This window comes from Kitasatospora sp. NPDC001683 (genome assembly GCF_053596495.1).
This window is the reverse complement of the sequence record NZ_JBSFGK010000051.1, coordinates 12,628-33,973: the sequence shown is the minus strand read 5'-3', so window position 1 is coordinate 33,973 and position 21,346 is coordinate 12,628. Positions and strand designations below refer to the sequence as shown.

25 protein-coding genes, 1 tRNA gene and 1 pseudogene are annotated in these 21,346 nt (G+C 69.9%); 7 read left to right on the top strand and 20 right to left on the bottom strand.

Annotated elements, in window-relative coordinates:
• The first annotated feature begins 76 nt into the window (after positions 1-76).
• From cysS to ACWCYO_RS25380, 3 genes are all read left to right on the top strand, one after another.
• The gene (gene cysS / locus ACWCYO_RS25390; protein WP_449785493.1) at positions 77-1,471 is read left to right on the top strand and encodes a cysteine--tRNA ligase; all 1,395 of its coding nucleotides are present in this window, start codon (positions 77-79) and stop codon (positions 1,469-1,471) included.
• Positions 1,472-1,607: 136 nt separating this feature from the next.
• Positions 1,608-2,597: a 23S rRNA (guanosine(2251)-2'-O)-methyltransferase RlmB gene (gene rlmB, locus ACWCYO_RS25385; protein WP_270146156.1), complete on the top strand. Its 990-nt coding sequence runs from the start codon at positions 1,608-1,610 to the stop codon at positions 2,595-2,597.
• A 175-nt stretch (positions 2,598-2,772) separates the two neighbouring features.
• Positions 2,773-4,425, top strand: coding sequence for a DoxX family protein (locus ACWCYO_RS25380; RefSeq protein ID WP_449785492.1), 1,653 nt, complete (start codon positions 2,773-2,775; stop codon positions 4,423-4,425).
• Positions 4,426-4,490: 65 nt separating this feature from the next.
• Here the strand turns inward: ACWCYO_RS25380 and ACWCYO_RS25375 are convergent, their stop codons facing one another.
• The 3 genes from ACWCYO_RS25375 to ACWCYO_RS25365 all read right to left on the bottom strand — a co-directional run bounded on the left by ACWCYO_RS25375 (position 4,491) and on the right by ACWCYO_RS25365 (position 7,093).
• A complete protein-coding gene (locus ACWCYO_RS25375; RefSeq protein ID WP_270146159.1) occupies positions 4,491-5,282 on the bottom strand; it encodes a nucleotidyltransferase family protein in 792 nt (263 codons plus the stop codon).
• A 63-nt stretch (positions 5,283-5,345) separates the two neighbouring features.
• Positions 5,346-5,789 (bottom strand): hypothetical protein, encoded by a 444-nt coding sequence (locus tag ACWCYO_RS25370; RefSeq protein WP_270146161.1) that lies wholly within the window; start codon positions 5,787-5,789, stop codon positions 5,346-5,348.
• A 206-nt stretch (positions 5,790-5,995) separates the two neighbouring features.
• On the bottom strand, positions 5,996-7,093 hold the full coding sequence (locus ACWCYO_RS25365; RefSeq protein WP_270146163.1) for an ABC transporter ATP-binding protein: 1,098 nt from the start codon (positions 7,091-7,093) through the stop codon (positions 5,996-5,998).
• Between the two features lie 289 nt (positions 7,094-7,382).
• Between ACWCYO_RS25365 and ACWCYO_RS25360 the strand changes: the two genes are divergently transcribed.
• Both ACWCYO_RS25360 and ACWCYO_RS25355 read left to right on the top strand, forming a co-directional pair.
• Positions 7,383-7,456, top strand: a tRNA-Thr gene (locus ACWCYO_RS25360).
• 167 nt (positions 7,457-7,623) lie between these two features.
• Positions 7,624-8,430 (top strand): DUF6602 domain-containing protein, encoded by an 807-nt coding sequence (locus ACWCYO_RS25355; protein WP_449785491.1) that lies wholly within the window; start codon positions 7,624-7,626, stop codon positions 8,428-8,430.
• Positions 8,431-8,493: 63 nt separating this feature from the next.
• Here ACWCYO_RS25355 and ACWCYO_RS25350 read toward each other — a convergent pair whose 3' ends face one another.
• From ACWCYO_RS25350 to ACWCYO_RS25280, 15 genes are all read right to left on the bottom strand, one after another.
• The gene (locus ACWCYO_RS25350) at positions 8,494-9,612 is read right to left on the bottom strand and encodes a hypothetical protein (protein WP_449785490.1); all 1,119 of its coding nucleotides are present in this window, start codon (positions 9,610-9,612) and stop codon (positions 8,494-8,496) included.
• Positions 9,613-9,765: 153 nt separating this feature from the next.
• Positions 9,766-10,920 carry a tyrosine-type recombinase/integrase gene (locus tag ACWCYO_RS25345; protein WP_449785489.1) on the bottom strand — a complete coding sequence of 385 codons (1,155 nt, stop codon included), beginning with the start codon at positions 10,918-10,920 and terminating at the stop codon, positions 9,766-9,768.
• Positions 10,920-11,144 carry an excisionase family DNA-binding protein gene (locus tag ACWCYO_RS25340; protein WP_449785488.1) on the bottom strand — a complete coding sequence of 75 codons (225 nt, stop codon included), beginning with the start codon at positions 11,142-11,144 and terminating at the stop codon, positions 10,920-10,922. The genes ACWCYO_RS25345 and ACWCYO_RS25340 overlap by 1 nt, the downstream gene beginning before the upstream one ends.
• Positions 11,137-12,477 (bottom strand): replication initiator, encoded by a 1,341-nt coding sequence (locus ACWCYO_RS25335; RefSeq protein WP_449785487.1) that lies wholly within the window; start codon positions 12,475-12,477, stop codon positions 11,137-11,139. The genes ACWCYO_RS25340 and ACWCYO_RS25335 overlap by 8 nt, the downstream gene beginning before the upstream one ends.
• Before the next feature lie 63 nt (positions 12,478-12,540).
• Positions 12,541-12,708 (bottom strand): hypothetical protein, encoded by a 168-nt coding sequence (locus ACWCYO_RS25330; protein WP_167352977.1) that lies wholly within the window; start codon positions 12,706-12,708, stop codon positions 12,541-12,543.
• A gap of 3 nt (positions 12,709-12,711) precedes the next feature.
• Entirely contained in the window at positions 12,712-12,897 is a 186-nt protein-coding gene (locus ACWCYO_RS25325; RefSeq protein ID WP_045703916.1) for a hypothetical protein, read from the bottom strand.
• 101 nt (positions 12,898-12,998) lie between these two features.
• A complete protein-coding gene (locus ACWCYO_RS25320; protein ID WP_449785486.1) occupies positions 12,999-13,547 on the bottom strand; it encodes a GGDEF domain-containing protein in 549 nt (182 codons plus the stop codon).
• 84 nt (positions 13,548-13,631) lie between these two features.
• Positions 13,632-14,162: a DUF6197 family protein gene (locus ACWCYO_RS25315; protein ID WP_449785485.1), complete on the bottom strand. Its 531-nt coding sequence runs from the start codon at positions 14,160-14,162 to the stop codon at positions 13,632-13,634.
• Positions 14,163-14,185: 23 nt separating this feature from the next.
• The gene (locus ACWCYO_RS25310) at positions 14,186-14,383 is read right to left on the bottom strand and encodes a hypothetical protein (RefSeq protein ID WP_449785484.1); all 198 of its coding nucleotides are present in this window, start codon (positions 14,381-14,383) and stop codon (positions 14,186-14,188) included.
• Between the two features lie 12 nt (positions 14,384-14,395).
• Positions 14,396-15,118, bottom strand: a complete 723-nt coding sequence (locus tag ACWCYO_RS25305; RefSeq protein WP_449785483.1) for a DUF2637 domain-containing protein — start codon at positions 15,116-15,118, stop codon at positions 14,396-14,398.
• 11 nt (positions 15,119-15,129) lie between these two features.
• Positions 15,130-15,342, bottom strand: coding sequence for a hypothetical protein (locus ACWCYO_RS25300; RefSeq protein WP_449785482.1), 213 nt, complete (start codon positions 15,340-15,342; stop codon positions 15,130-15,132).
• Between the two features lie 72 nt (positions 15,343-15,414).
• Positions 15,415-15,588: a hypothetical protein gene (locus ACWCYO_RS25295; protein WP_167352978.1), complete on the bottom strand. Its 174-nt coding sequence runs from the start codon at positions 15,586-15,588 to the stop codon at positions 15,415-15,417.
• Positions 15,589-15,592: 4 nt separating this feature from the next.
• Positions 15,593-15,805, bottom strand: a complete 213-nt coding sequence (locus tag ACWCYO_RS25290; protein WP_449785481.1) for a hypothetical protein — start codon at positions 15,803-15,805, stop codon at positions 15,593-15,595.
• 190 nt (positions 15,806-15,995) lie between these two features.
• Positions 15,996-17,393 (bottom strand): FtsK/SpoIIIE domain-containing protein, encoded by a 1,398-nt coding sequence (locus ACWCYO_RS25285; protein WP_449785480.1) that lies wholly within the window; start codon positions 17,391-17,393, stop codon positions 15,996-15,998.
• Positions 17,394-17,398: 5 nt separating this feature from the next.
• Positions 17,399-17,752 carry an SCO3933 family regulatory protein gene (locus ACWCYO_RS25280; protein WP_449785479.1) on the bottom strand — a complete coding sequence of 118 codons (354 nt, stop codon included), beginning with the start codon at positions 17,750-17,752 and terminating at the stop codon, positions 17,399-17,401.
• A gap of 218 nt (positions 17,753-17,970) precedes the next feature.
• Here ACWCYO_RS25280 and ACWCYO_RS25275 point away from each other — a divergent pair, with 218 nt between their 5' ends.
• Entirely contained in the window at positions 17,971-18,759 is a 789-nt protein-coding gene (locus tag ACWCYO_RS25275; protein ID WP_449785508.1) for a GntR family transcriptional regulator, read from the top strand.
• 2 nt (positions 18,760-18,761) lie between these two features.
• Positions 18,762-19,520: a glycosyltransferase family 2 protein gene (locus ACWCYO_RS25270; RefSeq protein ID WP_449785478.1), complete on the top strand. Its 759-nt coding sequence runs from the start codon at positions 18,762-18,764 to the stop codon at positions 19,518-19,520.
• 60 nt (positions 19,521-19,580) lie between these two features.
• On the opposite strand, the gene ACWCYO_RS25265 is transcribed toward ACWCYO_RS25270, so the two are convergent.
• Both ACWCYO_RS25265 and ACWCYO_RS25260 read right to left on the bottom strand, forming a co-directional pair.
• A complete protein-coding gene (locus ACWCYO_RS25265; RefSeq protein WP_449785477.1) occupies positions 19,581-20,132 on the bottom strand; it encodes a hypothetical protein in 552 nt (183 codons plus the stop codon).
• Positions 20,133-20,757: 625 nt separating this feature from the next.
• Positions 20,758-21,346 (bottom strand): annotated as a pseudogene (locus ACWCYO_RS25260) (hypothetical protein); the annotation flags it as partial.

The following is a 21,346-nucleotide window of genomic DNA, read 5'->3' as shown; positions in this document are numbered from 1 at the left end:
CCGTTCCCGGGGAACGTCCTGCCGTTCCCCGGTTAATGTCGCGGGGCACCCCCCGCCGCCCACTACGCTTGACGCTGTGAGCATTCGTCTGTACGACACCAGCACCCGCCAGGTACGCGACTTCGTCCCGCTTGTACCGGGTTGTGTCTCGATCTACCTGTGCGGCGCTACCGTCCAGTCGGCGCCACACATCGGGCACATCCGGTCCGGCCTCAACTTCGACATCATGCAGCGGTGGTTCGCCTACCGCGGCTACCAGGTGACCTTCGCCCGCAACGTCACCGACATCGACGACAAGGTGATCGCCAAGGAGCGCGAGCTCGGCACGCCGTGGTGGCAGATCGCCTACGAGAACGAGCGCGCCTTCAACGACGGTTACAGCTCGCTCGGCTGCCTGCCGCCGACCGTCGAGCCGCGGGCCACCGGGCACATCCCCGAGATGATCGAGATGATGCGGGGGCTGATCGCCAAGGGCCACGCCTACGCGGCCGACGGCAACGTCTACTTCGACGTGAAGTCGTACCCCGACTACCTCGCGCTGTCCAACCAGAAGCTGGCCGACCTGCGCCAGCCCGAGGGCGAGGGCGAGACCGGCAAGCGCGACCAGCGCGACTTCGCGATGTGGAAGTCCGCCAAGCCGGGCGAGCCGAGCTGGGACACCCCGTGGGGCCGCGGCCGCCCGGGCTGGCACCTGGAGTGCTCGGCGATGGCCCACAAGTACCTGGGCGCGGCCTTCGACATCCACGGCGGCGGGCTGGACCTGATCTTCCCGCACCACGAGAACGAGATCGCCCAGTCCAAGGCCTACGGCGACGACTTCGCCGCCTTCTGGGTGCACAACGCCTGGGTCACCATGGCCGGCGAGAAGATGAGCAAGTCGCTGGGCAACTCGGTGCTGGTCTCCGAGATGGTCCGGCGCTGGCGGCCGATCGTGCTCCGCTACTACCTGGGCGCCGCGCACTACCGCTCGATGATCGAGTACAGCGAGGACGCGCTGCGCGAGGCCGAGGCCGGGTTCGGCCGGATCGAGGGCTTCGTCCAGCGGGCCGTCGAGCGCTGCGGAACGGTCGACGCGGCGCCCGAGGTGCCGCCGGCCTTCGCCGAGGCGATGGACGACGACCTCGGCGTTCCGCAGGCGCTGGCCGTCGTGCACACCGCCGTCCGCCAGGGCAACAGCGCCCTGAACGCGGACGACAAGGAGAGCGTGGTGGCGCGACTGGCCGAGGTCCGTGCGATGCTCGGTGTACTGGGCCTCGACCCGCTCGACCCGCAGTGGGCCGGGACGGAGCGCGGTGAGGACCTCCACGGCGTGGTCGACTCGCTGGTCCGTCTGGTCCTGGACCAGCGGCAGGCGGCGCGTCAGCGCAAGGACTTCGCCACCGCGGACGCCATCCGCGACCAGCTCGGCCTGGCCGGGCTGGTGATCGAGGACACCCCGTCCGGCCCGCGCTGGACGATCAACAGCCAGTAACCCCATCTGACGATCGGGGTGATGGGTGGGCCGTACCGGACCGGTGCGGCCCTCCCGCATGACGTAGCGCATGCCGTCGGCCGCCGCCGCACCGAGCGGAGCGGCCGGGCATGCCGGACAGACAGGAAGTACAGCCATGGCCGGCAACAGCCAGCGCAGGAACCGCCGCAACCCCGGATCGAAGAAGGGCGCGTCTGTCGGTACCGGCGGGCACAGCCGGAGGGCGCTGGAGGGCAAGGGCCCGACCCCGCCCGGTGAGGCGCGCAAGGGACACCCCAAGCAGCGGGCCGCCAACGCCGCGCTCAAGCGCGAGCGCGACGCCAAGTCCCGGGCCGGCATGCGCCGGGCAGGGGCCGGCCGGGGCGGTCGCGGCGGCGCGGGCAGCGCCGAGCTGGTCTTCGGCCGCAACTCGGTGGTCGAGGCCCTGATCGGCGACGTGCCGGCCAACGCGCTGTACGTCCAGCAGTTCATCGACACCGACGACCGGGTCCGCGAGGCCTTCCAGGCCGCCAACGACCGCGGCATCCCGCTGATGGAGGCCCCGCGGCCCCAGCTGGACCAGATGACCGGCGGGATGAACCACCAGGGCCTGGTGCTGCAGGTCCCGCCGTACGAGTACGCCCACCCCGAGGACCTGCTGGCCGAGGCCGCGGACGCCGGCCAGGACGCGCTGATCATCGCGTTGGACGGGGTCACCGACTCGCGCAACCTGGGCGCCGTGGTCCGCTCCGCGGCCGCCTTCGGCGCGCACGGCGTGGTCATCCCCGAGCGCCGCGCGGCCGGCATGACCGCCGGTGCCTGGAAGACCTCCTCCGGCGCCGCGGCCCGGCTGCCCGTCGCCCGTGCCACCAACATGACCCGCGCCCTGGAGGCCTACCAGAAGGCCGGCCTGATGGTGGTCGGCCTGGCCGCCGACGGCGAGGCCGAGCTCGGCGACCTGGAGCTGCTGACCGGCCCGGTCGTGATCGTCGCGGGCAGCGAGGGCAAGGGCCTGTCCCGGCTGGTCTCGGAGACCTGCGACATGCGGGTGCGGATCCCGATGAGCGGCCTGACCGAGTCGCTGAACGCCGGTGTCGCGGCGGGCATCGTGCTGTACGAGGCCGCGCGACTGCGCGCCAAGCGCTGAGCACGGCGGGCGGTCCGCCCGCAGGGGATCTTCCGAATTCTCCGCGAACCGAGTGAAAAGCGATCGGGCCCGACCGGGTCCGATCGCTTTTTTCATGATCACTTCAAGTGCGCGCCGGACATCCACCCGGGAGAGTGTCCTAAGCGGCCGTCACCCGGTTAGACCGGGCGTGGACGTGGACACCAGAACACCTCGGCGCCCCCTGTTCGGCGGCGGCAGCACCGGGATAGACGCGGGCCCAGGGCTCGACACCGTCAAGGTGCCGTCGGACCCCGCGCGCCTCAGCAGCACCCAGGCGAGCTTCCGGCTCCGGTTCGGCGCCCCGGTGGCGCCGCTGATCGAGGCCCCGGCCGGACTGCTGTCCACCGGCGCCGCGTTCGGCGACCCGTACGCCAACCAGGGCCTGATCCGCCGTCCGCTGGTCACCCCGCAGGTCGTCGTGCCCGCCTCCGCCGTGCCGGCGCTGGCCGGGGCCGCCGCCGGGGCCGTCGGCGGCGCACCGCGCCGCAAGGGCCGGGTCACCGCCGTCACCTGGACCGGCCAGGCGGCCCCCGGGGACTTCGCGGCCACCCAGCTGCTGGAGGCGGTGCGGACCAACGGCTCCCCGGCGGGCATCGACCTGGACGAGGCCGACACCCAGGTGCTCCCGGCCTACGTCGGCGCCCGGACCGTCCCCCGCCAGCCGCGCGAGGGCACCGGCAGTGCCACCGACGCCGGCGTCGGCCCGATCGGCGAACCGCACGGCTGGACCCCCAGCGGCGAACTGCCCGAGGTCTGCGCCGCCGCCGCCGAGGGCAAGCAGCCCTGGTACCCCGGCCGGCGGGTCGACCTCGGCCTGGTGCTGCTGCCGCTGCGCGCGGTGCTCGGCTCGCTCTCCGTCTACGCCGGGTTCAGCAAGCTCTGCGACCCGGTGTACTTCGACGGCGGCGAGCGCGGCTCGATGGTGCGCTGGCTGGCCTCGCTGCACCCGTGGAAGGTCGCCGAGCCGCTGCTCTCCTTCGCGATGGCGCACCCCGTCGGCTCCGGCCTGGTGGTGTCCTTCACCGAGATCGTGGCCGGCGTGCTCACCATCCTCGGCCTCTGGCAGCGGCTCGCGGCCGGGGCGGCGATGCTGCTCTCCGCCGCGCTGCTGTTCACCGTCAGCTGGCGGGCCGTGCCGGTCTACGACACCCCCGACCTGATCTTCCTCGCGGCCTGGAGCCCGCTGCTGATCGCCGGGGCACCCTTCGCCTCGCTCGACGGGCGGCTCAACCTGGAGGCCTGGCGCCGGATCGGCTCCGGCGCGCCGGGCGCCCTGCGCCGCCGGGTGCTGCGCCGGGGCGCGGTGGTCACCACCGTCGTGGTCGGCCTGACCCTGCTGCTCGGCTCGATGCTGGGCGCGGCGGTCCGCACCGGCGCCCGGCCGCACCAGGCACCGGACCGTCCGGCCACCGACTACGGCACCCCGGTCTGGCCGTCGGGCGGCCCGTCCGGCGCCCCGGGCGGCGGCACGTCCACCTCGCCGCCGGCCGTGGCCCCGCACGCGGCCACCCCGACCCCGAGCGCCACGTCTTCCACCCCCGCCGCCAAGCCCACCGGTGCCTCGCCGAGCGGCAAGCACTCCGGCAAGGCCGAGGCCGGCGGCTCCTCCCCGGCGCCCGCCGCCCCGTCCGCCGGGTCCGGCTCCGCGTCGGCCCAGCGGACCCCGGCCCCCGGCGGCTCGGGCACGGCGCCCAAGCCCAGCCCGAGCAACGGCTCCGGGCTACTGGGCGGAGTGCTGGGCAGCGGCCCGCTGGCCGACCTGTCCGGTGGGCAGTCCTCCCGTCCGGGGACGCCGACCGCCACCTGAGGCGACGGACGTGCTTCGGCCGGGTGCTCCGTGGGGGAGCACCCGGCCGAAGCGCTGTCCGGGCCCTAGCTGTTCTGACCCGCGCGGTAGGCGGCGAGCTCCTTGGCCGCCTCGGTGAGGTCCTTCGCCGTGTCGATGGCGCGCCAGTACACCCCGATCGCCAGCTGGTAGCCGGCGAGCCGCTTGCCGCGGGCGAGCTGGGGGAAGGTGGTGCGCTCGTGGTCGCCCACGTCCGGCAGCAGCTCGGCGAACTCCGGGCTGAACACGTACAGCCCGGCGTTGATCAGGAAGGGCGAGGGCGGGGCCTCGATGAAGTCCAGCACGTTGCCGAACTGGTCGGTCTCCACGGCGCCCCAGGGGATGCGCGGCCGGGCCAGCGCGAGCGTCGCGACGGCGTCCCGCTCGTGGTGGAAGGCGGCCATGTCGCGCAGGCTGAAGCGGGTCCAGATGTCGCCGTTGGTGGCGTACCAGGGCTCGTCCGGGCGGGGCAGCGCCTTCGCCGCGAGCTTGAGGCCGCCGCCGCGCCCCAGCGGCTCGGCCTCGACCACCGTGCGGACCCGCAGCGGCAGGTCCGCCGTGTCCAGCCACTCCTCCAGCACGTCGGCGAGGTGGCCGCAGGACACCACGACGTCGGTGACGCCCTCGGCGGCCAGCCAGGCCAGCTGGTGGCCGAGGATCGGCGTGCCCGTCCCCGGGATCTCGACCAGCGGCTTGGGGCGGTCGTCCGTGTAGGGGCGCAGCCGGGAACCCTGGCCGCCCGCCAGGATCACGGCCTGGGTGACGGGCGTCGTGGTCGGCCTGGGCTGGTGGGACGGCGGGGACGCGGGGTCGGCGGTGGGGCCGGAGTCAGCGGTCATGCCTGAACAATAGGGCGCCCGGCCGCGCCGGGCGGTCCGCTTCGATCAGCCGGACCGGGGCCCTCAGCCGACGACGCCGGCCGCGAAGGAGCCGTCGCAGACCGGGCGGGCGAAGGAACGGGCCCGCTGCACGTCGCCCTGGTACTTGCGCACCGCGGCCTTGCCCAGCTCGGTGGCCAGCGAGGTGCAGTACGGCGTCAGCGCGGGCTGCTCGCGCATCGAGCGCTCCAGCAGGTCCAGCGCGGCGGACGGGTTCTTGGCGCGCAGCTCGTCCAGCAGCGCCACCCGCAGCGACTCCTGCGGGGCGAGCCCGTCCGTCTTGGTGGCGGCGGTGGCGGAGCGCCCGATCCCGGCGCCGTCGCCGCTGGACGCCGCCACGACCTGCTGGTCGAGCCCGGTCGGTGGGGCCCACGGGACCCGGGTCACGGCGAGGGTGCCGGTGGTCACCAGGACGACCGGCAGGGTCAGGGCGACGGTCTGGCCGATACGGCGCACAAGCTGCTTCACCCTCAGGAGAGTAGCGGTGAGTGCGGGCCGGATAGCCCTCCGTTACACCATCGAGTGACAGGGTGTCCGGGTTCGTCCCTGCACCGTGTTGACGTGGAGGTGTACGGACGGAGCCCGCCGGACCGGAAAGGGTCCGACGGGCTCCGTCGCGCTCGGCCGCTTCAGCGGCCTTCAGTGGTTCGGCCGGTTCGGCCGGTTCGGCCGGTTCAGTCGCAGACGCTCAGGCGCACGCCGCTGCTGGTGGCGAAGACGTGGGTCTCCTGGGCGATCGGCACGACGTGGATGGTCTCGCCGCGGGTCGGGATCTGGCGGCCGGGCACGCGGACGACCAACTCCTTGTCCACGCCGCCGATCTGGGTGGTGCCGTAGACGAAGCCGTCCGAGCCGAGCTCCTCGACCACGTTCACCGTCACCGCGACGCCCTCGATGCCGCCGGCGTCGACGATCTGGAAGTGCTCGGGGCGGATGCCGACGATCACCGTCTTGTCGGTGCCGGCCCCGGCCAGGTTCTCGCGCGAGATGTTGACCACCGAGCCGCCGAACTTCACCCCGCCGTCCACCAGCGGTACTTCGACCAGGTTCATGGCCGGCGAGCCGATGAAGCCGGCCACGAACAGGTTGGCGGGCTTGTCGTACATGTTGCGCGGGGTGTCGACCTGCTGCAGCAGACCGTCCTTGAGCACCGCGACCCGGTCGCCCATGGTGAGCGCCTCGGTCTGGTCGTGGGTGACGTACACGGTGGTGATGCCCAGGCGGCGCTGCAGGCCGGCGATCTGGGTGCGGGTCGAGACGCGGAGCTTGGCGTCCAGGTTCGACAGCGGCTCGTCCATCAGGAAGACCTGCGGCTGGCGGACGATCGCGCGGCCCATCGCGACGCGCTGGCGCTGACCGCCGGAGAGCGCCTTCGGCTTGCGGTCCAGGAAGTCGGTGAGGTCGAGGATCTTCGCCGCCTCCTCGACCTTGGTGCGGATGTCCGCCTTGTTCACGCCGGCGATCTTGAGCGCGAAGCCCATGTTCTCGGCGACGGTCATGTGCGGGTACAGCGCGTAGTTCTGGAACACCATGGCGATGTCCCGGTCCTTCGGCGGCAGGTGGGTGACGTCCCGGTCACCGATCCGGATCGCGCCGCTGTTGACGTCCTCCAGACCGGCCAGCATGCGCAGGCTGGTCGACTTGCCGCAGCCCGACGGGCCGACCAGCACGAGGAACTCGCCGTCCGCGATCTCCAGGTCCAGCGCGTCCACCGAGGGCTTGGTGGCCCCCGGGTAGATCCGGGTCGCCTGGTCGTACGTGACAGAAGCCATGGTCGTTCTCTCCTTCACCGGCAGGAACGTGCCGGACGATCCGAGTAAAGGGGTTCGTTCGTCTCCGTCGACCCGCCAGTGGTCTGAACCACTACACGAGCCGACTCCCCGCGACGCTACCTGCGCTCCCGCCCCTTGTCAGCCCCCTCCGCCCCGATTTCGGCATCGGTTCCATCACGCCCGCCCACCCCCACCCACCCCGCCAACCCCCGGATATCCCCCCACTCCGCCACCCCGGCCCGGTAGACTGCCCCCGGTGCCGCCGTGATCCTTCGCGGACGGCCACCGTGCCTCCTTAGCTCAGCTGGCCAGAGCACCGCTCTTGTAAAGCGGGGGTCGTCGGTTCGAACCCGACAGGGGGCTCAGCGCCGGACACGGCAGAAGGGCCAGCTCACCGGGGTGATCCGGGGGAGCCGGCCCTTCGTCGTTGCTGCGGTCCTGCTCGGGCTGTGCCACGTGCGTGCCAGAAGTCGCCGACGAGAAGCTGCAACGACCGGCCGCGGCCACACGGAGGAGCCTAGGATCCGATCATGACCCAAGAGAAGCTCGGCATGATCCTCGGCTCTGTGGCCAAGAAGATGCATGCCGACTTTGAGCAGTCCCGGAACTTCAACCACAACGGTGAGGCCGGCGCGTCACGCGAGGCGCTGGTACGTGAGTTCTTCTCGGGCTACCTGCCGTCGCATGTTGAGGCTGTCCACAGTGCTGAGATTGTGGCCTCTGCCGGGCAGGTTTCGCCTCAGTGCGACATCGTACTTATTGACCGAGGGACGCCGCCGTTCACCACGCTCAACGGCTATAGAATCATTCCTAATGAGTGCGTCTACGGCGTGGTTGAGGTAAAGACGAAACTCGACAAGGCACAGTTGGTGGATGCCTGCGAAAAGATCGCCAAGGTTCGCAGGCTTGGAAAAGTGGCCTACCGGCCAGTTCCGGGGCTCATTCCTCGTTCCACATCGGCGTATGGCAGGAAGTTTAGCTTCTTCCCGACATCTGGGATGATCGTTGCCTTCGGCAGTCTCAAGCTTGGGACAATTGGTGACCATCTGATGGATTGGTGCGCGGGGCGCGACCCAATCGAGTGGCCGGACAGCGTGTGGGTCCTTGGTGAAGGTCACTTGCAATGGACCGATCCCAAGAACGGCAATCTTGACAGGTCGCCGTCGCCGGGGTCATCGCTCATGCAGGTGGATGCGGTGCCGGATCAGGACATTTTGTTGCCCATGGCTCTCCATTTGAACATCCATTTCTCCGATGCGTGGATGCACCCGCTGGACCTGGTGCCCTATTCCGGTGTGACACCGTTGGGGTTTGCTGCAAAGAAATGGAGCTTTTAGAAAGTGCCGGATGCTGCTCCAATTGCTAGCGGTGGTCAGCGGTTGGAGCAGCGCCCATCGTGACTAGAGCAGGGCCGGGATGTCCGGGCCGGTGAATTGGCCATTGCTCAGCTGGTACACCAAGCCGATCTGGTGGCGCTCAAGCAGGGCGCGAATGTCCGGGTCTGGAGCTGTGGGAAGCAGTACCACCTGGCGAGGCTCGTGTGGATGAGTGTCTGTCTTCACGTATCGGCCGTAGTCGAGCAGTTGGCCGATGGCCATGCGTACGTCCTCGCGCGAGCTTGAGCCCTTTGCTTCGTAGAGGACGTGAGCGGTGGCGTCGTAGAGGTCGGTGCGAAGGGTTGAGCTCAGACCCTCGACTCTGATCTGAAATGCACCCACCTGATGGCCAGCTGATTCCAAGTGGGCCCTGTACGACTTTGTCAGCGCGGCCTCACGGCGAACGGCGATGCTTGCTGCGGTCGCGGCCCTGAGGCTCATTTCCGTGTTGAAAGCCTCGGATACGACAAAGATGCCCTCGGTGGATGCGTGCGCGGTCCGCTTCTTACTTGACCCCTTTGCTCCGGCCCGTTGCGCCGGAAGGGATAGCGCCCCTTGGGTTGCTGGTCCCGAGTTCAACATCGATGCCGTGATCGGCTGAAACTGGACGAAGTCAGCCGTGGTTTCCGTGGCCGCAGGGAGGGCATCCGCTGTAGAGCTCTCGAATGCGCCATCTGGTCGGAGGCGGAAGACGATTACGCTTCGTACCTCGCCATTTTCTCCACGCACCCTCCGCCAGACGTACGGAAGGCGCTGGTCAAGGTTGAAGGCGCCGACATAACGGTGCGTCGCCGTCGCGGTTCCCTTGACGGTGCCTGCGCGGATGAATACCCTCAGCTTTCGGCCTTGCTCGGCATGGCGGAGGATTGCCCGGTTGCCTAGCCCGAGCGTTCCCTCAAATGTCTGGTCGCCAGTCAGTCCCGCCCCGGTATATTCAAAGACAGGGCCTAGCTCGTCTTCCTCTGCTAGCCACCCGTCGTAGTAGCCGACGTGCTCCCCGACGCTTGGATCAGAATAGAGATTGACACTCTTTTTTTCGCCCGAGGGGCAGATGCCACCCTGCGGGCTTCCTCCGAATTCCTGTCGGATCTGTGCCCGAGTGCGGATGTCGCCGGGAGCCATCGGGCCGAGGGAGGTCGTCATGGCCAGACCCTAGATCATGGCGCTGACAGGTCGAGGCCCGAATCTGAAAGTCGTCTCCCCTGTGACGCCGGAAGGCCAGCTCTGTGCGCGCGGGGTGGCGCGGACAGAGCTGGCCGGCGGGGGTGCTGCTTGAGTTGCGTGCAAGTGGTCCCGCTACTCAGATGCCCCCGAGCCCCTTGTTGGCGGTTCATTGAGTAGCGCCTGGCGAACGGCTTCGCCCATGCGGTCAGCGATGGCGCGGTCCCGGTCGCTGGTCATGTGCTGGTAGACCAGCGCGGCCCGGGTGGTGCTGTGGCCCATCCTGGTCATAAGCTCCCGGGTACTGGCGCCGTTCTGCGCGGCGATGTTGTTGCCGGTGTGCCGGACATCGTGGAAGTGCACATCCGGGGAGACACCGGCCTTGGCCTTGGCGGCCGTCCAGTCATCCCGGAAGTTGCTCCGGCGGAGTGTGCCGCCCCGGGGTCCGACGAAGAACAGCCCATCCTGCCCCTTGCCCGCGTGACGCTCCATGTGGCGTTCGAGGTCCGGGACGATCAGGTCCGGGAACGAGACCGGGCGGAAGCCGGCACGGCTCTTGGGCGCCTTGGTGATCAGCTTGCCGCTGCTCAGCTCGGCCTGATTCCGGCGGACCCAGAGGATTCGGGCGTCCAGGTCGACGTCCCGCCGACGAAGCGCGGCCAGCTCGCCGAACCGGAGCGTGGTGAACGCGGTCAGCAGCACGAGCGCCCGCCACTGCGGCTGGATGGCTGCGGCAACGGCGTACACCTCGGGGATGGTCAGGACCGGACGCTCCGGGACGTCGTAGGTGTCGGCGCCCTTGATCCGGCACGGGTTGCGCTTGATCAGCTCATCGTCCACGGCGGTGGTCATGATGCTGCGGAGGAGCTGGTACGCCTTGACCACGGTAGGTTCGCCAACTCCAGCTTCAAGAAGCCGAGTTCGCCACGTGCGGACGCGGGCGGCCGTGATCTCGGAGATGAACTTCCCGCCGAGCGCAGGCTTGATGTGCAGTCGAAGGACGCCCTCGTACCGCTCCCTGCTGGTCTCCTCCAGCTTGCGGTCCTTGAGCCACTCGTCGGCGAAGTCGCCGAGCGTCACCTTCCCGGCATCCGGGTCCGTCCACTGGTCGCGCTTGATGTCCGCCTCGATCAGCGTGAGGGCGACCTCGGCGTCGGTCTTGGTGGGGTAGGTCTCCTCCCCAGGGCGCATCACGCCGGTGACGGGATCGGGGTAACGGATCTGAAAGCGGCCGGACGGGAGCTTGCGGACCGAACCGAAGCGCCGGCGGTTGCCCCGGGAGTTGGCCATCACGCCACCTTCCGGGCCGGGCGACGGCGGGCGGTCACCGGCTGCACGGTCCGTTCGGCGATGAACGCGTCTACGGCCGAAGCCGGGATGCGCACGTGGTGGCCGAGCTTGACGTAGGCGATGCGTCGTTCGGCGATCAGCCGGCGGGGGAAGCGCTCCCCGCTGGTATCCCAGGTGCCGAGCAATTCGGCAGCCTGCTTTGCGGTCAACAGGCGGTCAGCCATTGGTCGGTTCTCCTTCCGTGCCGGGTGCGGGTTGCAGTGCTTGGGTGAGCCAGGCTTCGCCGCGGGTGAGGCCGAGACCGGCGAAGGTCCAGTGGGCGAGGACGAGCGTCGATTCCTCGGCAACCGGGGCGTCGGGGCCGTGGAAACGTTCGAGGGTCTGCGCGCGGCGCCAGGCGGTGCGGGCGTCGCGGAGGGCACCGAGGGTGGTCGAGTACTTGCGGGTCTTGGTGGAGAAGTGGCCGCGGAAGCCGAGCATGTGAGCCCAGGCACGGAGGCGGAGTTCGGCCAGTTCGGGGCGGGCACCGAGGTTCCAGCAGGTGCGGATGAGCCGGCGGGCGTGCTCGGGGATGTCGTGTTGGGCGATCTCGGCGAGCAGCCGTACGGGTCGGTCCAGGGTGCCTGTGGCGGCCTCAGCGCCCTTGGTCGCGTACTTGGCGATGTAGGCGGCGACAGCGCGTTCGGTGATCTGGACGGTGCCGGTGAAGTCGGTGCCGCGGATCGTCCGGATGTCGAGCTGCCGACCGAAGGCGAAGCGGTGCTGTCGGCCGTCGACCAGTGGACCGGGGATGTCGGCCCGGTGGGCGGCGGCACGGATGGCATCAGTGAGCAGGTCGGGGGTCGCCCAGGCGGGCGGGGATGTGTCGCCACCCTCGGGGCCATCGAGGCGGACGACGGCGTGGAAGTGGATCGCGCCGCGCTTCTGGTACTCGGCGACCTTGCCGAACGAGACCCGGGCGACGTCCTTGAAGGCACGTTGTGACAGCCCGGCCAGCTTGGCGATCTCTCGACGCAGGTGGATCGTGAACCGGGCCCAGATCTTGCCCGCGTGGGCGTTCCACAGGACCGCGCCCTCATAGTCGTAGGTCTCCGGGGCGAGCGGTGAGCCGAGTAGCGGGTCGTCGGCCGGGTGGGCGGTTCCGCAGCGGCAGGCGCCGGAGCCGGGCCGGTTGTGGACGGGGCCGAAGCTGGGCGCGGTGAAGGTGGCGAACACCCGGGGGTGCGCGGTGACGGTCTCCGGGGTGCCCTTGCCGCCGACGAGTCCGGCGGTGATCAGGTGGTAGGTGTCACGCCGGTAGGTCTCGGCGCAGGATGGGCAGCGGGTGACTCGGCGGTTGCCGCAGCGCAGCAGCAGGTTCCCGGCGGGCAGGTCGGCGGACTCCAAGTGGTGGAGGACCTGTCCGGTGGCTTCGTTGATCTCGGTCCGCCAGCCGTCGAGGCGGACGGGCGAGGTGCAGCCGGCGAGGCCGGAGAGCTGCCGCATGAGGGCGGGCATGGTGCCGAGCTGGGCGAGGCTGAGGAGATCGGCGATCGGCGGCGCGGTGGTGGTGGTCATGCGGTTCACCTCCTGAGCGAGGAAGGGCCCCGGAGCCCAGGCGCAGACTCCGGGGCGAGCGGGTCAGGACGGGTCGGCAGGCTTCTGGTGGCGGTCGATCCACTCCTCGGCGCACACCTTGTGGACGGGCTTGCCGCGGTCGGAGCGGAGGTTGGTGGGCTTGTCGCAGACGCCGCAGGGGGCGGGCTTCGGGGCCCAGTGTTTGGAGTCGCGCCAGTCGAGGAGGGCCACCGGTCAGGCCGCCTTGGCGGTGGTGGCAAGCGGGCGGGCGACGGTGCCGATGCCCTCGCAGGTGGGGCAGGTGACCGGGACGGTGTGGCGGGAGCCGTCGCGGAGACGGACGCCGGTGGCGATGGCGACGGCGGCGAAGCCGGAGCAGTTCGGGCAGATCCGGTTCGGGGCGTGGTTGTGCTGCGGCATGATGGTGCTCTCCTTCGTGGGCTTCGGTTCGGGAAGGGGTTGCGGCCTCGGGGCGGCGGGATGCTTGGCGGCGTGTTGCCGCCCCGGGGCCGGTCTTGGAGTCAGCGGCGGCGAGTCGTGCGGCCGTCGCGCTTGTGCGCGTACATGTCCCGGTCGGCGGAGCGGAGCGCGTCCGTGAGCGAGACGACCGGCAGCTCGGCGATGGGGCAGATGCCCACCGAGGCGGAGGCCGGAAGCATGGAGCCGGCGTACGGGACCGGCCGGTTAAGGGCTGCGCGCAGTTCGGGCAGCCGCGACGGGGCGTCCAGGGCAACGACGGCGAACTCGTCCCCGCCGAGGCGGGCGGCGATGCCGGTGCGGCCGCACCACGTGGACAGGCGGTCGGCGGTGGCGGTGATGACCGCGTCGCCGGCGGCGTGGCCGTAGGTGTCGTTGGTGGCCTTGAAGTCGTCCAGGTCGATCAGCAGCACCGAGGTGCGGTCCGGGCGGCGTTGGGTCAGTCGGTGGGCGCGGGCGGTGAAGCCGTCGCGGGTGTGGAGCCCGGTGAGCGGGTCGCGGCGGGCGGTGGCGAGACGCTGGCTCAGCCAAACGCTGTGGGTGGTCCATCCGATCAGCGGGACAGCGGCAGCAAAAGCCGTGGGCAGATCCATCTGCGGTCCTTCGTGATGGGCGGGGTGGGGGTTGCGATCTCCGGGCGGCGGGATGCTGGCGGCGTGTTGGCCGTCCTGGAGAAGTCAGAGGCCAAGGCGCTGGGCGCGGGCGGCGGCCCGGTCGAGCAGTTGGTGAATGTCGGCCTGGCGGGTGGTGGGGCGGTCGTTGTACTCGTCCGGGGACCGGACAGGGCGGCCTGTGGCGTGGAGGATCTCCATGAGCTGCACCCGGGCGGTCGTGACGGTGGCCGGGGTGCCGTAGCCGTGGGCGAGGACGGCGGCCTGAGCACCGAGGAGGCAGACTCGGCCGGCGGAGTCCCACATCGCGCCCTGGAGCCAGCCGAAGGCGTCGATGTAGCGGGAGGTGAGCCGGAGGTGGCCGGCGGAGCTCACCGGGACCGGGCGGGCTGGGCGGTGGGTGAGTCGGTCGAGGAGTGTGAGCCGGGGCGTCGGGTAGCCGGCGTTCCAGGCCTGGAGGGTGGAGCCGAGCGGCGAGACATACGGGACCGCGATGCGGGCCGGGGCGGGCAGCGAGGCCAGGTACGCCTCGATCTCGGCGATGAGGCCGGAGCCGTCCACGGTGATCAACGGCGGCAGGCGGACGGTGGTCTTCATGGTGAACTGTCCTTTCTGACTGGCTACTTGGTGGTGGTCTTGTTGATGACGGTCACGCCGTCGTGGGTCGTGTTGCCGATCAACGGGGCGGCGGAGGTGTCGGCGAGGTAGAAGCCGAGGAGGACGAGCGCGGCGACGGCCCACCAGCGCAGCCGGAGGTGCCGGACGATGAGCCAGGCGACGATCGCGAGGACGACGATGAACGGGAGCTGGATGTTCACCAGGTGAGCCCTTCAGGCGAGTTCGGCGGCGAGCGCCGAGGCGAGCGGGTCTTTGACGCCGAGCAGGGTTCGGAGCGTGGCGGCGTCGATCGGGGTGCCGGTGCGGTTGCGGTGGTCGTCGGCGACCTTGCGGGCGTGGTCGAGGAGGAAGGCCGGGACCGGGACCGTGGGCGCCGGGGCCACGCCGGGGAAGGAAGTCGGCGCCGGGGCGGGAGCCTGTTCGATCGCCGGGACAGCCGCGGGCGGATCGACGGGCGTCGACTCGATGACCGGTTCGGTGATCGGCTCGGCGGCCGGGACGTAGAGCGGCTGGACGTCATCGGTCTCGGTGTCGTCCGGTTCGAGCTCCGCGACCGGGGTTTCGTCGGCGGGCGTGGCGGTCGAGTGGGCGAGCAGGGTGCCGCCGAGGAAGGCGGCGGCGGGCCAGCCGGCGACCAGGACGCGGAGCCAGGCCGGGGCGTTGCCGAGGTCGAGCAGTCCGGCGGTGCCGACGTTGGCGCCGAGCGAGGCGGCCAGGGCGATGACGAACCAGCACCAGGCGAGCCGGCGGGCGGTGCCGGAGCGCATCCGGCGCCAGGCGGCGACGAGCAGGAGGTCGACGGACACCGGGTAGGCCCAGGACTTCCAACCGGTCTGGCCGGCGGCGTCGGCAAGGTCGTGCAGGTGGGCGAACGAGAGGGCGGCGGCGATCACCGCCTGTGCCAGTACAGCGTCCAGCTTGGGGAGTCGGCGCATGGCGGACCCCGTCAGATCTGGTTCTTGTCGAGGGCGAAGAACAGGACCGCGCCGCCGGTCAGCGCGGGCTGGTGTCGTGTGAGCTGAGTGATCGCCAGGTTGAAGATGTCGGCGCGGGTCATCCCGGGCGCGGGATTGATGGTGTCGGAGAAGGTACCGAGGGCGGTCTCCCCGTGCGTGGTCTTCTGCATCGTGAGGACGCAGTGGTAGGTGTCCTGCTTCATGGCTTGTCTCCCATGTGGGGTACGGACCGGGCGGCGATGTGGTGGTCGACCGCCCGTCCCATCGAAGTCGGGTTACGCGAGGGCGGTGCCGGTGCCGAGACAGTCGAGGCAGGTGGCCTCCTGCTCAGCGATCCGGCGACGGCGAGTGCCCCGGCCGGCGTACACGGTCTCGGTGATCTGCCCGGTGCCCTTGCAGGGCTCGCAGGGCGAGGGCTTCGGCGGCGCGGTGCGCTTGCGGGCGGCCACCGGGTCACCCGTTGTTGCGCTGGGCGCGGTCGGCGGCGGCACGGGCTTCGCGGGCGATCTGGGCGGCGTCGCGGTCGTCCGGGTTGGCCTCGGCGATGCGCTCCAGGATGTCGGCCTTCTCGGCGAGCAGGGGGCCGGTGTCGGCGTGCTGCGCGCGGGTGGCCTTGAGGTGGCCGAGGAAGGCGCCGATCTCGGAGATGGACGGTTTGCGGGACATGGCGGTTACTCCTCGTCCGAGTCGGTGGCGCCGTACCAGGGGCAGTCGCGCTCGTCGTGGTCGATGCCGGTCTCGGCACCGTCCTCGTCGCCGCAGTGCTCGCAGAACATTGGTGATCTCCTCGTTTCTGGGCGTGGTGGGGTAGGGACTTGGCGCGAAGCAGTCGCGCCGGCTGTTGGGTGAGGTATCGCTACTTGCCGAGCGAGACCGGCATCAGGTCCGGCGGCGTCGAGGGCGCCGGCGGGATGATGACCGGGTGGGCGACCTGCGGGCGGAAGGCCGCCAAGCGGTCCAGGTCGGGCGTCAGGTGCGCGAACTCTGCGCAGCGCTCGGCGACTTCGGTGAGCGAGCGGTACGGCGTGCGGATCTGGAACCACATGCCGGAGGTGTCGCCGGCGACGGCGGTACCGGGCATGTCCGGGCTGATCTGAGTGGAGGCCGCGACGGCGGCATCGGAGATGTCCCCGAGCCCCATCTTGGCCGTCTCCAGGTCGTTGACCCGGTGGACGGTGCGGCCGGTGAGCTGGGAGCGGAGCAGGGTCGCGCCCTTGCCCAGTTCCGAGCCGAAGCGCTGACCGGCGATCTCCAGGTAGATGCCGGCGGCGCGGGCGAGTTGGGCGAGCCGGATGAGCGCGGTGACGATCTGGTTCCGCCGCTCCTCATCGGCCCTGCTGGCCACGAGGAAGAGTTCGGCGATCTCGTCCACCAGGACGACGATCGGCACCGGCCGGATCTTCTCGGGCAGACCCCAGATGTCCGCAGTCAGGTCCTCGGCCGCGACCGATCCGGGAACACCCTGGTGGTCCCGGATGAGGTCGTACCGGTCGTCCATCTCGACCAGCAGCGCGAGCAGCAACCCGAGCGCTTCACTCTGGTCGGTGGCCAGCGCGGACAGCCGCGGCGCGAAGGGGCGCTGTTCGACACCGCGCTTGCAGTCGATCCCGACCAGGGCAACCGGTTGCGGGGCGAGGCCGTGAACCAGGTTGCGGGTGAACATCGACTTGCCGGACTGGTTGGCGCCGAGGTTCAGCCCGTTCGGAGCCTGTCGGTAGTCCCGGTGATGCACGGTGCCATCGGCTCGCAACGCGACCGGGACCCGCAGCAGCTCACGGGACTTGGCCGTGGCCCGGCGCGGCATGCGCACGTTGCGCAGCACGTCGAACCCGACTATCCGCAGTTCCACCACGCCGGGCTTGACCTCCGACACGTGGACCGCGTGGACCTCCCAGGCGTGCCGCAGCCGCTCGGCCGCGTCGGCCATGTCCTTCGTCTGCTGGCCCCGGGCGAGCCGGAGCCGAACCCGAAGGCCGGTCGAACTCATCTGCATGCTGCGGATCTTCGGCATCGCGGGTTTGGCCGGCCGGTTGGTGGCGGACGAGGCCATGGCGCGCCAGAACGAGGGCTCTACGGTCAGCCCGCAGGCCTCCATGACGTTCTCGTAGTCGTGCCGGATGCGGTGGATGGTCAGCGGGATGCCGACCGTCGCCCAGTACGTCCGGGGCATCTTGGCCCTGGCGTAGAGGGCGCCGGAGCCGAGGACCGCAGTGGGAGCGCCCAGCTCCAGGAGCGCCGTCGTCAGGGTGTTCACGGCGATCAGGCGTTCGCGCTGGCGAGGACCGGGGCGGAGACCGTCACGGCGTCGGCACGGAAGGCGATGCCGGAGCGCTTCTGGCCGTTGAACTCGTTCTCCCACGGCCGGGCGATGAGCCGGGTGAGGGTGACCAGCATGCCCGGCGCCAGGCCCTCCGGGATGCCGGGCTGCGGCACGGTCAGGGACAGGATGTCGGCCTCACCGTTGGCCACGAACGTGACGTCCAGGGTGACCAGCGGCGCGCCGGTCTCGGCGTCCATGGCCATCTCGCCGGTGCGGCGGTCCTTGAGCTTCGGACGGGGCGCCTGGGCGACCATCACCAGCGCGGCGGTCGTGTCGACGGGGATGAAGCGCATGAGCTGAGCTCCTTCGTCTGGCACCGAGGGATTCGTCGTCCTCGGAGCAGCCTCACCACGGCAGATGCCGGGCGTCATCAGCACCTCCTGAGATCTTGTCTTCAAGTCCTCATTAGGAGTTGCCGTGGTGAAAACTATGACGGCTCCTCAGCTAGTCGTCAACACCTCTTTAGGACTTAGGATGGGCGCGAGACCACGACAGGACGGTGACCAGCACCATGGCCAACCAGTACGAGCGGATCGCTGCCGATATCCGGCGCCAGATCGAGGCCGGCGAGCTGGGCCCGGGTGACCGGCTGCCCGCAGAAACGGCGCTCGCCGATCAGTACCGGGTGAGCGTGCCGACCGTCCGGCAGGGCGTTGGGGTGCTTGCGGCCGAGGGGCTGGTCGAGAAGCAGCACGGCCGGGGCACCTTCGTCCGCCGGCAGCCGATCCCGGCCAAGCGGGACAACCTGCGTCACCAGTGGGAGAAGGACCGCGCCCGCCAGTCTCAGGCGGAGCGGCAGAAGACCGGAGCCACCGAGCACGACACCGGGCTCACGGTGAATGACCTGGTGTTCAACGCCAAGTACGAGCAGGTTCCGGCCGACACAGATCTTGCTGCTGAGTTCGGCGTTCCCGAAGGCACCATGCTTCTGCAGCGCACCTACCGCACCCGCCACAGCGAGGAGCATGCGCCGTTCAATGTGGCCCGGTCGTACCTGCTCCTGGACCTGATTTCCGGGAACCCGGATCTGCTCCGCGAGGACCTGGAGCCGTGGCCAGGTGGGACGCAGAACCAGCTGTTCACCGTCGGCATCGAGCTGGACCGCATCGTGGAGACCTTCCGAGCGCGGCCGCCGACGCCTGAGGAGACGGAGGAACTCGGCCTGCCGGTGGGTGTGTCAGTGATCGTTCTCCGGAAGACTTCCGTCGACACGACGGACCGCGTGGTGGAAGTCGCCGACGTAGTGCTGCCCGGTGACCGCACCGAGATGGTCTACACGACCAAGCTGAACAGGTGGTGAGCATGACCAATCTCGTAACCGTGATCACGGCCGTCTACGGGCCGAGCGCCGAGTACCTGGCGGACGCCTACAAGTCGCTGCTCGATCAGGATCTCCCGGACGGCTGGGACTGGCAGTGGGTGATCCAGCAGGACGGCGAGACGGACGACGTGGCCCCGCACGTGCCGGACGACGCTCGGATCAGCTTCGGCCAGGGTCGGCACGGTCGGGCGGGCATGGCGCGGACCATGGGGCTCTCCAGGGCCACCGGGCAGTTCGTGAAGGTACTTGACGCCGACGACCAGCTGCCCGCGGGCACGCTCGCCCGTGATGTTGCGGTTCTAACCAGTCGACCGGACGTGGCGTGGACGACATCGCGCGTGCTCGACCTCCTCCCGGACGGCAGCACGGTCGGCTTCGACCAGGACCCGCCGGCGGGGCCGATCGAGCGGGGCGAGGTGCTGTCGCACTGGAAGGCCCATGACTTCCGCGCCCAGGTGCACCCGGCGACGCTGTGCGTTCGGCGGGACCTGCTGCTCGCGCTCGGCGGATGGATGGCGCTTCCGGCCTCCGAGGACACCGGGCTGCTGATGTCGCTCAACGCGGTCAGCCGTGGGTGGTTCATCGAGGAGACCGGACTCCTGTACCGGAAGTGGCCGGGGCAGAGCACCCACCAGGCGGCGCACAACCAAGAGGTCGAGCGCTCGGCCCGCATGGGAGTCATCCAGGCCCGGGCGGAGTCGCTGCTGGCAATGGAGAACTGGCGGCTCGACGCCGCCTGAGCACAACCGCTCGCAGACGGCTCCGGCAGTGTGAGCGTCGGGGCCGTTCGGCTGCCCGAATCAGGCCCGGTCTGCGGCTTCACCCGTGTTCCGGGCGCCGGGTAGCAGAAGCCCGCGGGCGGTGTGCTGTTCTCCCTCGAAGCGGCCCCGAACGCCGAGGTCTGCGCGGGCGGCTTCATGGAACCGGTTGATCGCCTTGAACGCCTCGGTGTGCAGCGCACGCCAGTCCGCGAGAGTGCCGTCGACCAGGCCCCGAGCCTGCCAGCCGATCGCGGCGAGAGTCTCCTGAACGCCATGGGCCGCTTCGATCACCTCATCCCCGGCGAGCAACATGATCCGCTCGAACGCCATCGCCTGCGCTCCGCCGGCCTCGGTCAGCTCCAGCGACAACTCATGCTCTGAGCGGGGCATCTCCCGGATCTCCTCCCGCACCTCGTACAGGAGCACCGCAATGTGGATCGAGGTCCGGACCCGTCCGACGTAATCCGCGTACGCGTCGAGCTTCTTCTCGTCCCAGCGAAGCCGCAGACCGTCCTTGCGCTTGCTGCGCTCCATCAGGTGGTTCGTCGCGTAGGTGGTCAACCCGCCGAGCACGACAGCGGCGATGGTCACTAGCTGGGTGATCGTATCCATGGCCCCCGCACCGAGGATGTGAACAGCAGTCAGTTCAGAGCCTGCCGATCATAGGCGTCCGGCGAGCCTGGAGGCAGAGCGCGGCGGGGGCGCAGGAGGAAACGGGAGTGCGTAAAAACCTTCTCTACGGGTTCAAGGCGCCTCGCTCCGCTCGGCGGGGAGGTGGGCGGAGCCCAACGGGAAGGCACATCACGGCGGATCGGAGATCCGGCGAAGATTCCCGGCCTCCTGAACTACTCAAGAGCAGCCTCACACAAGGTTCGGGGTGCCGCGCACAGCGCGGGCGGCGCCGGCCTTCCTCCGGCGCGCGCCCCGCCTCCTGTCTGCGCCCCGGCTGGGGCTTCGCCCTCGTCGGCCGCCGCCCGATGGGCGGAAAAGCTAAGGCCGGGGCGGTACGGACAAGACAAGACTTCCCCCGCAGCGGAGGAGGGTGCGCCGGTACAACTCAGAACCAACCCCGCCGGGGCGGGGGCGGGCGGCTCCGCGGTTTTACCCACCTCCCCGGACAGGGACCCGCGTCGAGCAAGACCGGGGGGCCACTCGGCCAAATTGCGGTCAGGCCCAAAGAGCCCTGACCGAGTCGCAACAGCTTACGGCCCCCCGATCATGCTCGACCCCAGCCCGGACAGGGCACCGACCAAAACCGCTCCACCGCCCGCAGGTGCGCGTCCTCGTTCCGAGGCGACATGTTTCTCGAGTCGGTGGTTGGTGCGCTGGGGGTCGAACCGCGGTGGTTGACCGTGGGGATGACCGGATCGTTGACCGCGGGGATGAGCAACAACGGTAAACCGCGGAGATGAACCAAATCGTTGACCGTGGGGATGACCGGATCGTTGACCGCGGGGATGGGCAACAACGGTAAACCGCGGGCATGAACCAAATCGTTGACCGTGGGGATGACCGGATCGTTGACCGCGGGGATGACCGGATCGTTGACCACGGGGATGAGCAACAACGGTAAACCGCGGAGATGAACCAAATCGTTGACCGTGGGGATGACCGGATCGTTGACCGCGGGGATGGGCAACAACGGTAAACCGCGGGCATGAACCAAATCGTTGACCGTGGGGATGACCGGATCGTTGACCGCGGGGATGAGCAACAACGGTAAACCGCGGGCATGAACCAAATCGTTGACCGTGGGGATGACCGGATCGTTGACCGCGGGGATGAGCAACAACGGTAAACCGCGG

What these genes read in the sequence shown, in the direction of transcription:
- rlmB (WP_270146156.1), top strand. Translation starts at nt 1,608, where the DNA reads ATGGCCGGCAACAGCCAGCGCAGGAACCGCCGCAACCCCGGATCGAAG.
- ACWCYO_RS25375 (WP_270146159.1), bottom strand. Translation starts at nt 5,282, where the DNA reads ATGACCGCTGACTCCGGCCCCACCGCCGACCCCGCGTCCCCGCCGTCC.
- ACWCYO_RS25365 (WP_270146163.1), bottom strand. Translation starts at nt 7,093, where the DNA reads ATGGCTTCTGTCACGTACGACCAGGCGACCCGGATCTACCCGGGGGCC.
- ACWCYO_RS25355 (WP_449785491.1), top strand. Translation starts at nt 7,624, where the DNA reads ATGACCCAAGAGAAGCTCGGCATGATCCTCGGCTCTGTGGCCAAGAAG.
- ACWCYO_RS25350 (WP_449785490.1), bottom strand. Translation starts at nt 9,612, where the DNA reads ATGACGACCTCCCTCGGCCCGATGGCTCCCGGCGACATCCGCACTCGG.
- ACWCYO_RS25345 (WP_449785489.1), bottom strand. Translation starts at nt 10,920, where the DNA reads ATGGCCAACTCCCGGGGCAACCGCCGGCGCTTCGGTTCGGTCCGCAAG.
- ACWCYO_RS25340 (WP_449785488.1), bottom strand. Translation starts at nt 11,144, where the DNA reads ATGGCTGACCGCCTGTTGACCGCAAAGCAGGCTGCCGAATTGCTCGGC.
- ACWCYO_RS25335 (WP_449785487.1), bottom strand. Translation starts at nt 12,477, where the DNA reads ATGACCACCACCACCGCGCCGCCGATCGCCGATCTCCTCAGCCTCGCC.
- ACWCYO_RS25325 (WP_045703916.1), bottom strand. Translation starts at nt 12,897, where the DNA reads ATGCCGCAGCACAACCACGCCCCGAACCGGATCTGCCCGAACTGCTCC.
- ACWCYO_RS25320 (WP_449785486.1), bottom strand. Translation starts at nt 13,547, where the DNA reads ATGGATCTGCCCACGGCTTTTGCTGCCGCTGTCCCGCTGATCGGATGG.
- ACWCYO_RS25315 (WP_449785485.1), bottom strand. Translation starts at nt 14,162, where the DNA reads ATGAAGACCACCGTCCGCCTGCCGCCGTTGATCACCGTGGACGGCTCC.
- ACWCYO_RS25305 (WP_449785483.1), bottom strand. Translation starts at nt 15,118, where the DNA reads ATGCGCCGACTCCCCAAGCTGGACGCTGTACTGGCACAGGCGGTGATC.
- ACWCYO_RS25300 (WP_449785482.1), bottom strand. Translation starts at nt 15,342, where the DNA reads ATGAAGCAGGACACCTACCACTGCGTCCTCACGATGCAGAAGACCACG.
- ACWCYO_RS25290 (WP_449785481.1), bottom strand. Translation starts at nt 15,805, where the DNA reads ATGTCCCGCAAACCGTCCATCTCCGAGATCGGCGCCTTCCTCGGCCAC.
- ACWCYO_RS25280 (WP_449785479.1), bottom strand. Translation starts at nt 17,752, where the DNA reads ATGCGCTTCATCCCCGTCGACACGACCGCCGCGCTGGTGATGGTCGCC.
- ACWCYO_RS25275 (WP_449785508.1), top strand. Translation starts at nt 17,971, where the DNA reads ATGGCCAACCAGTACGAGCGGATCGCTGCCGATATCCGGCGCCAGATC.
- ACWCYO_RS25270 (WP_449785478.1), top strand. Translation starts at nt 18,762, where the DNA reads ATGACCAATCTCGTAACCGTGATCACGGCCGTCTACGGGCCGAGCGCC.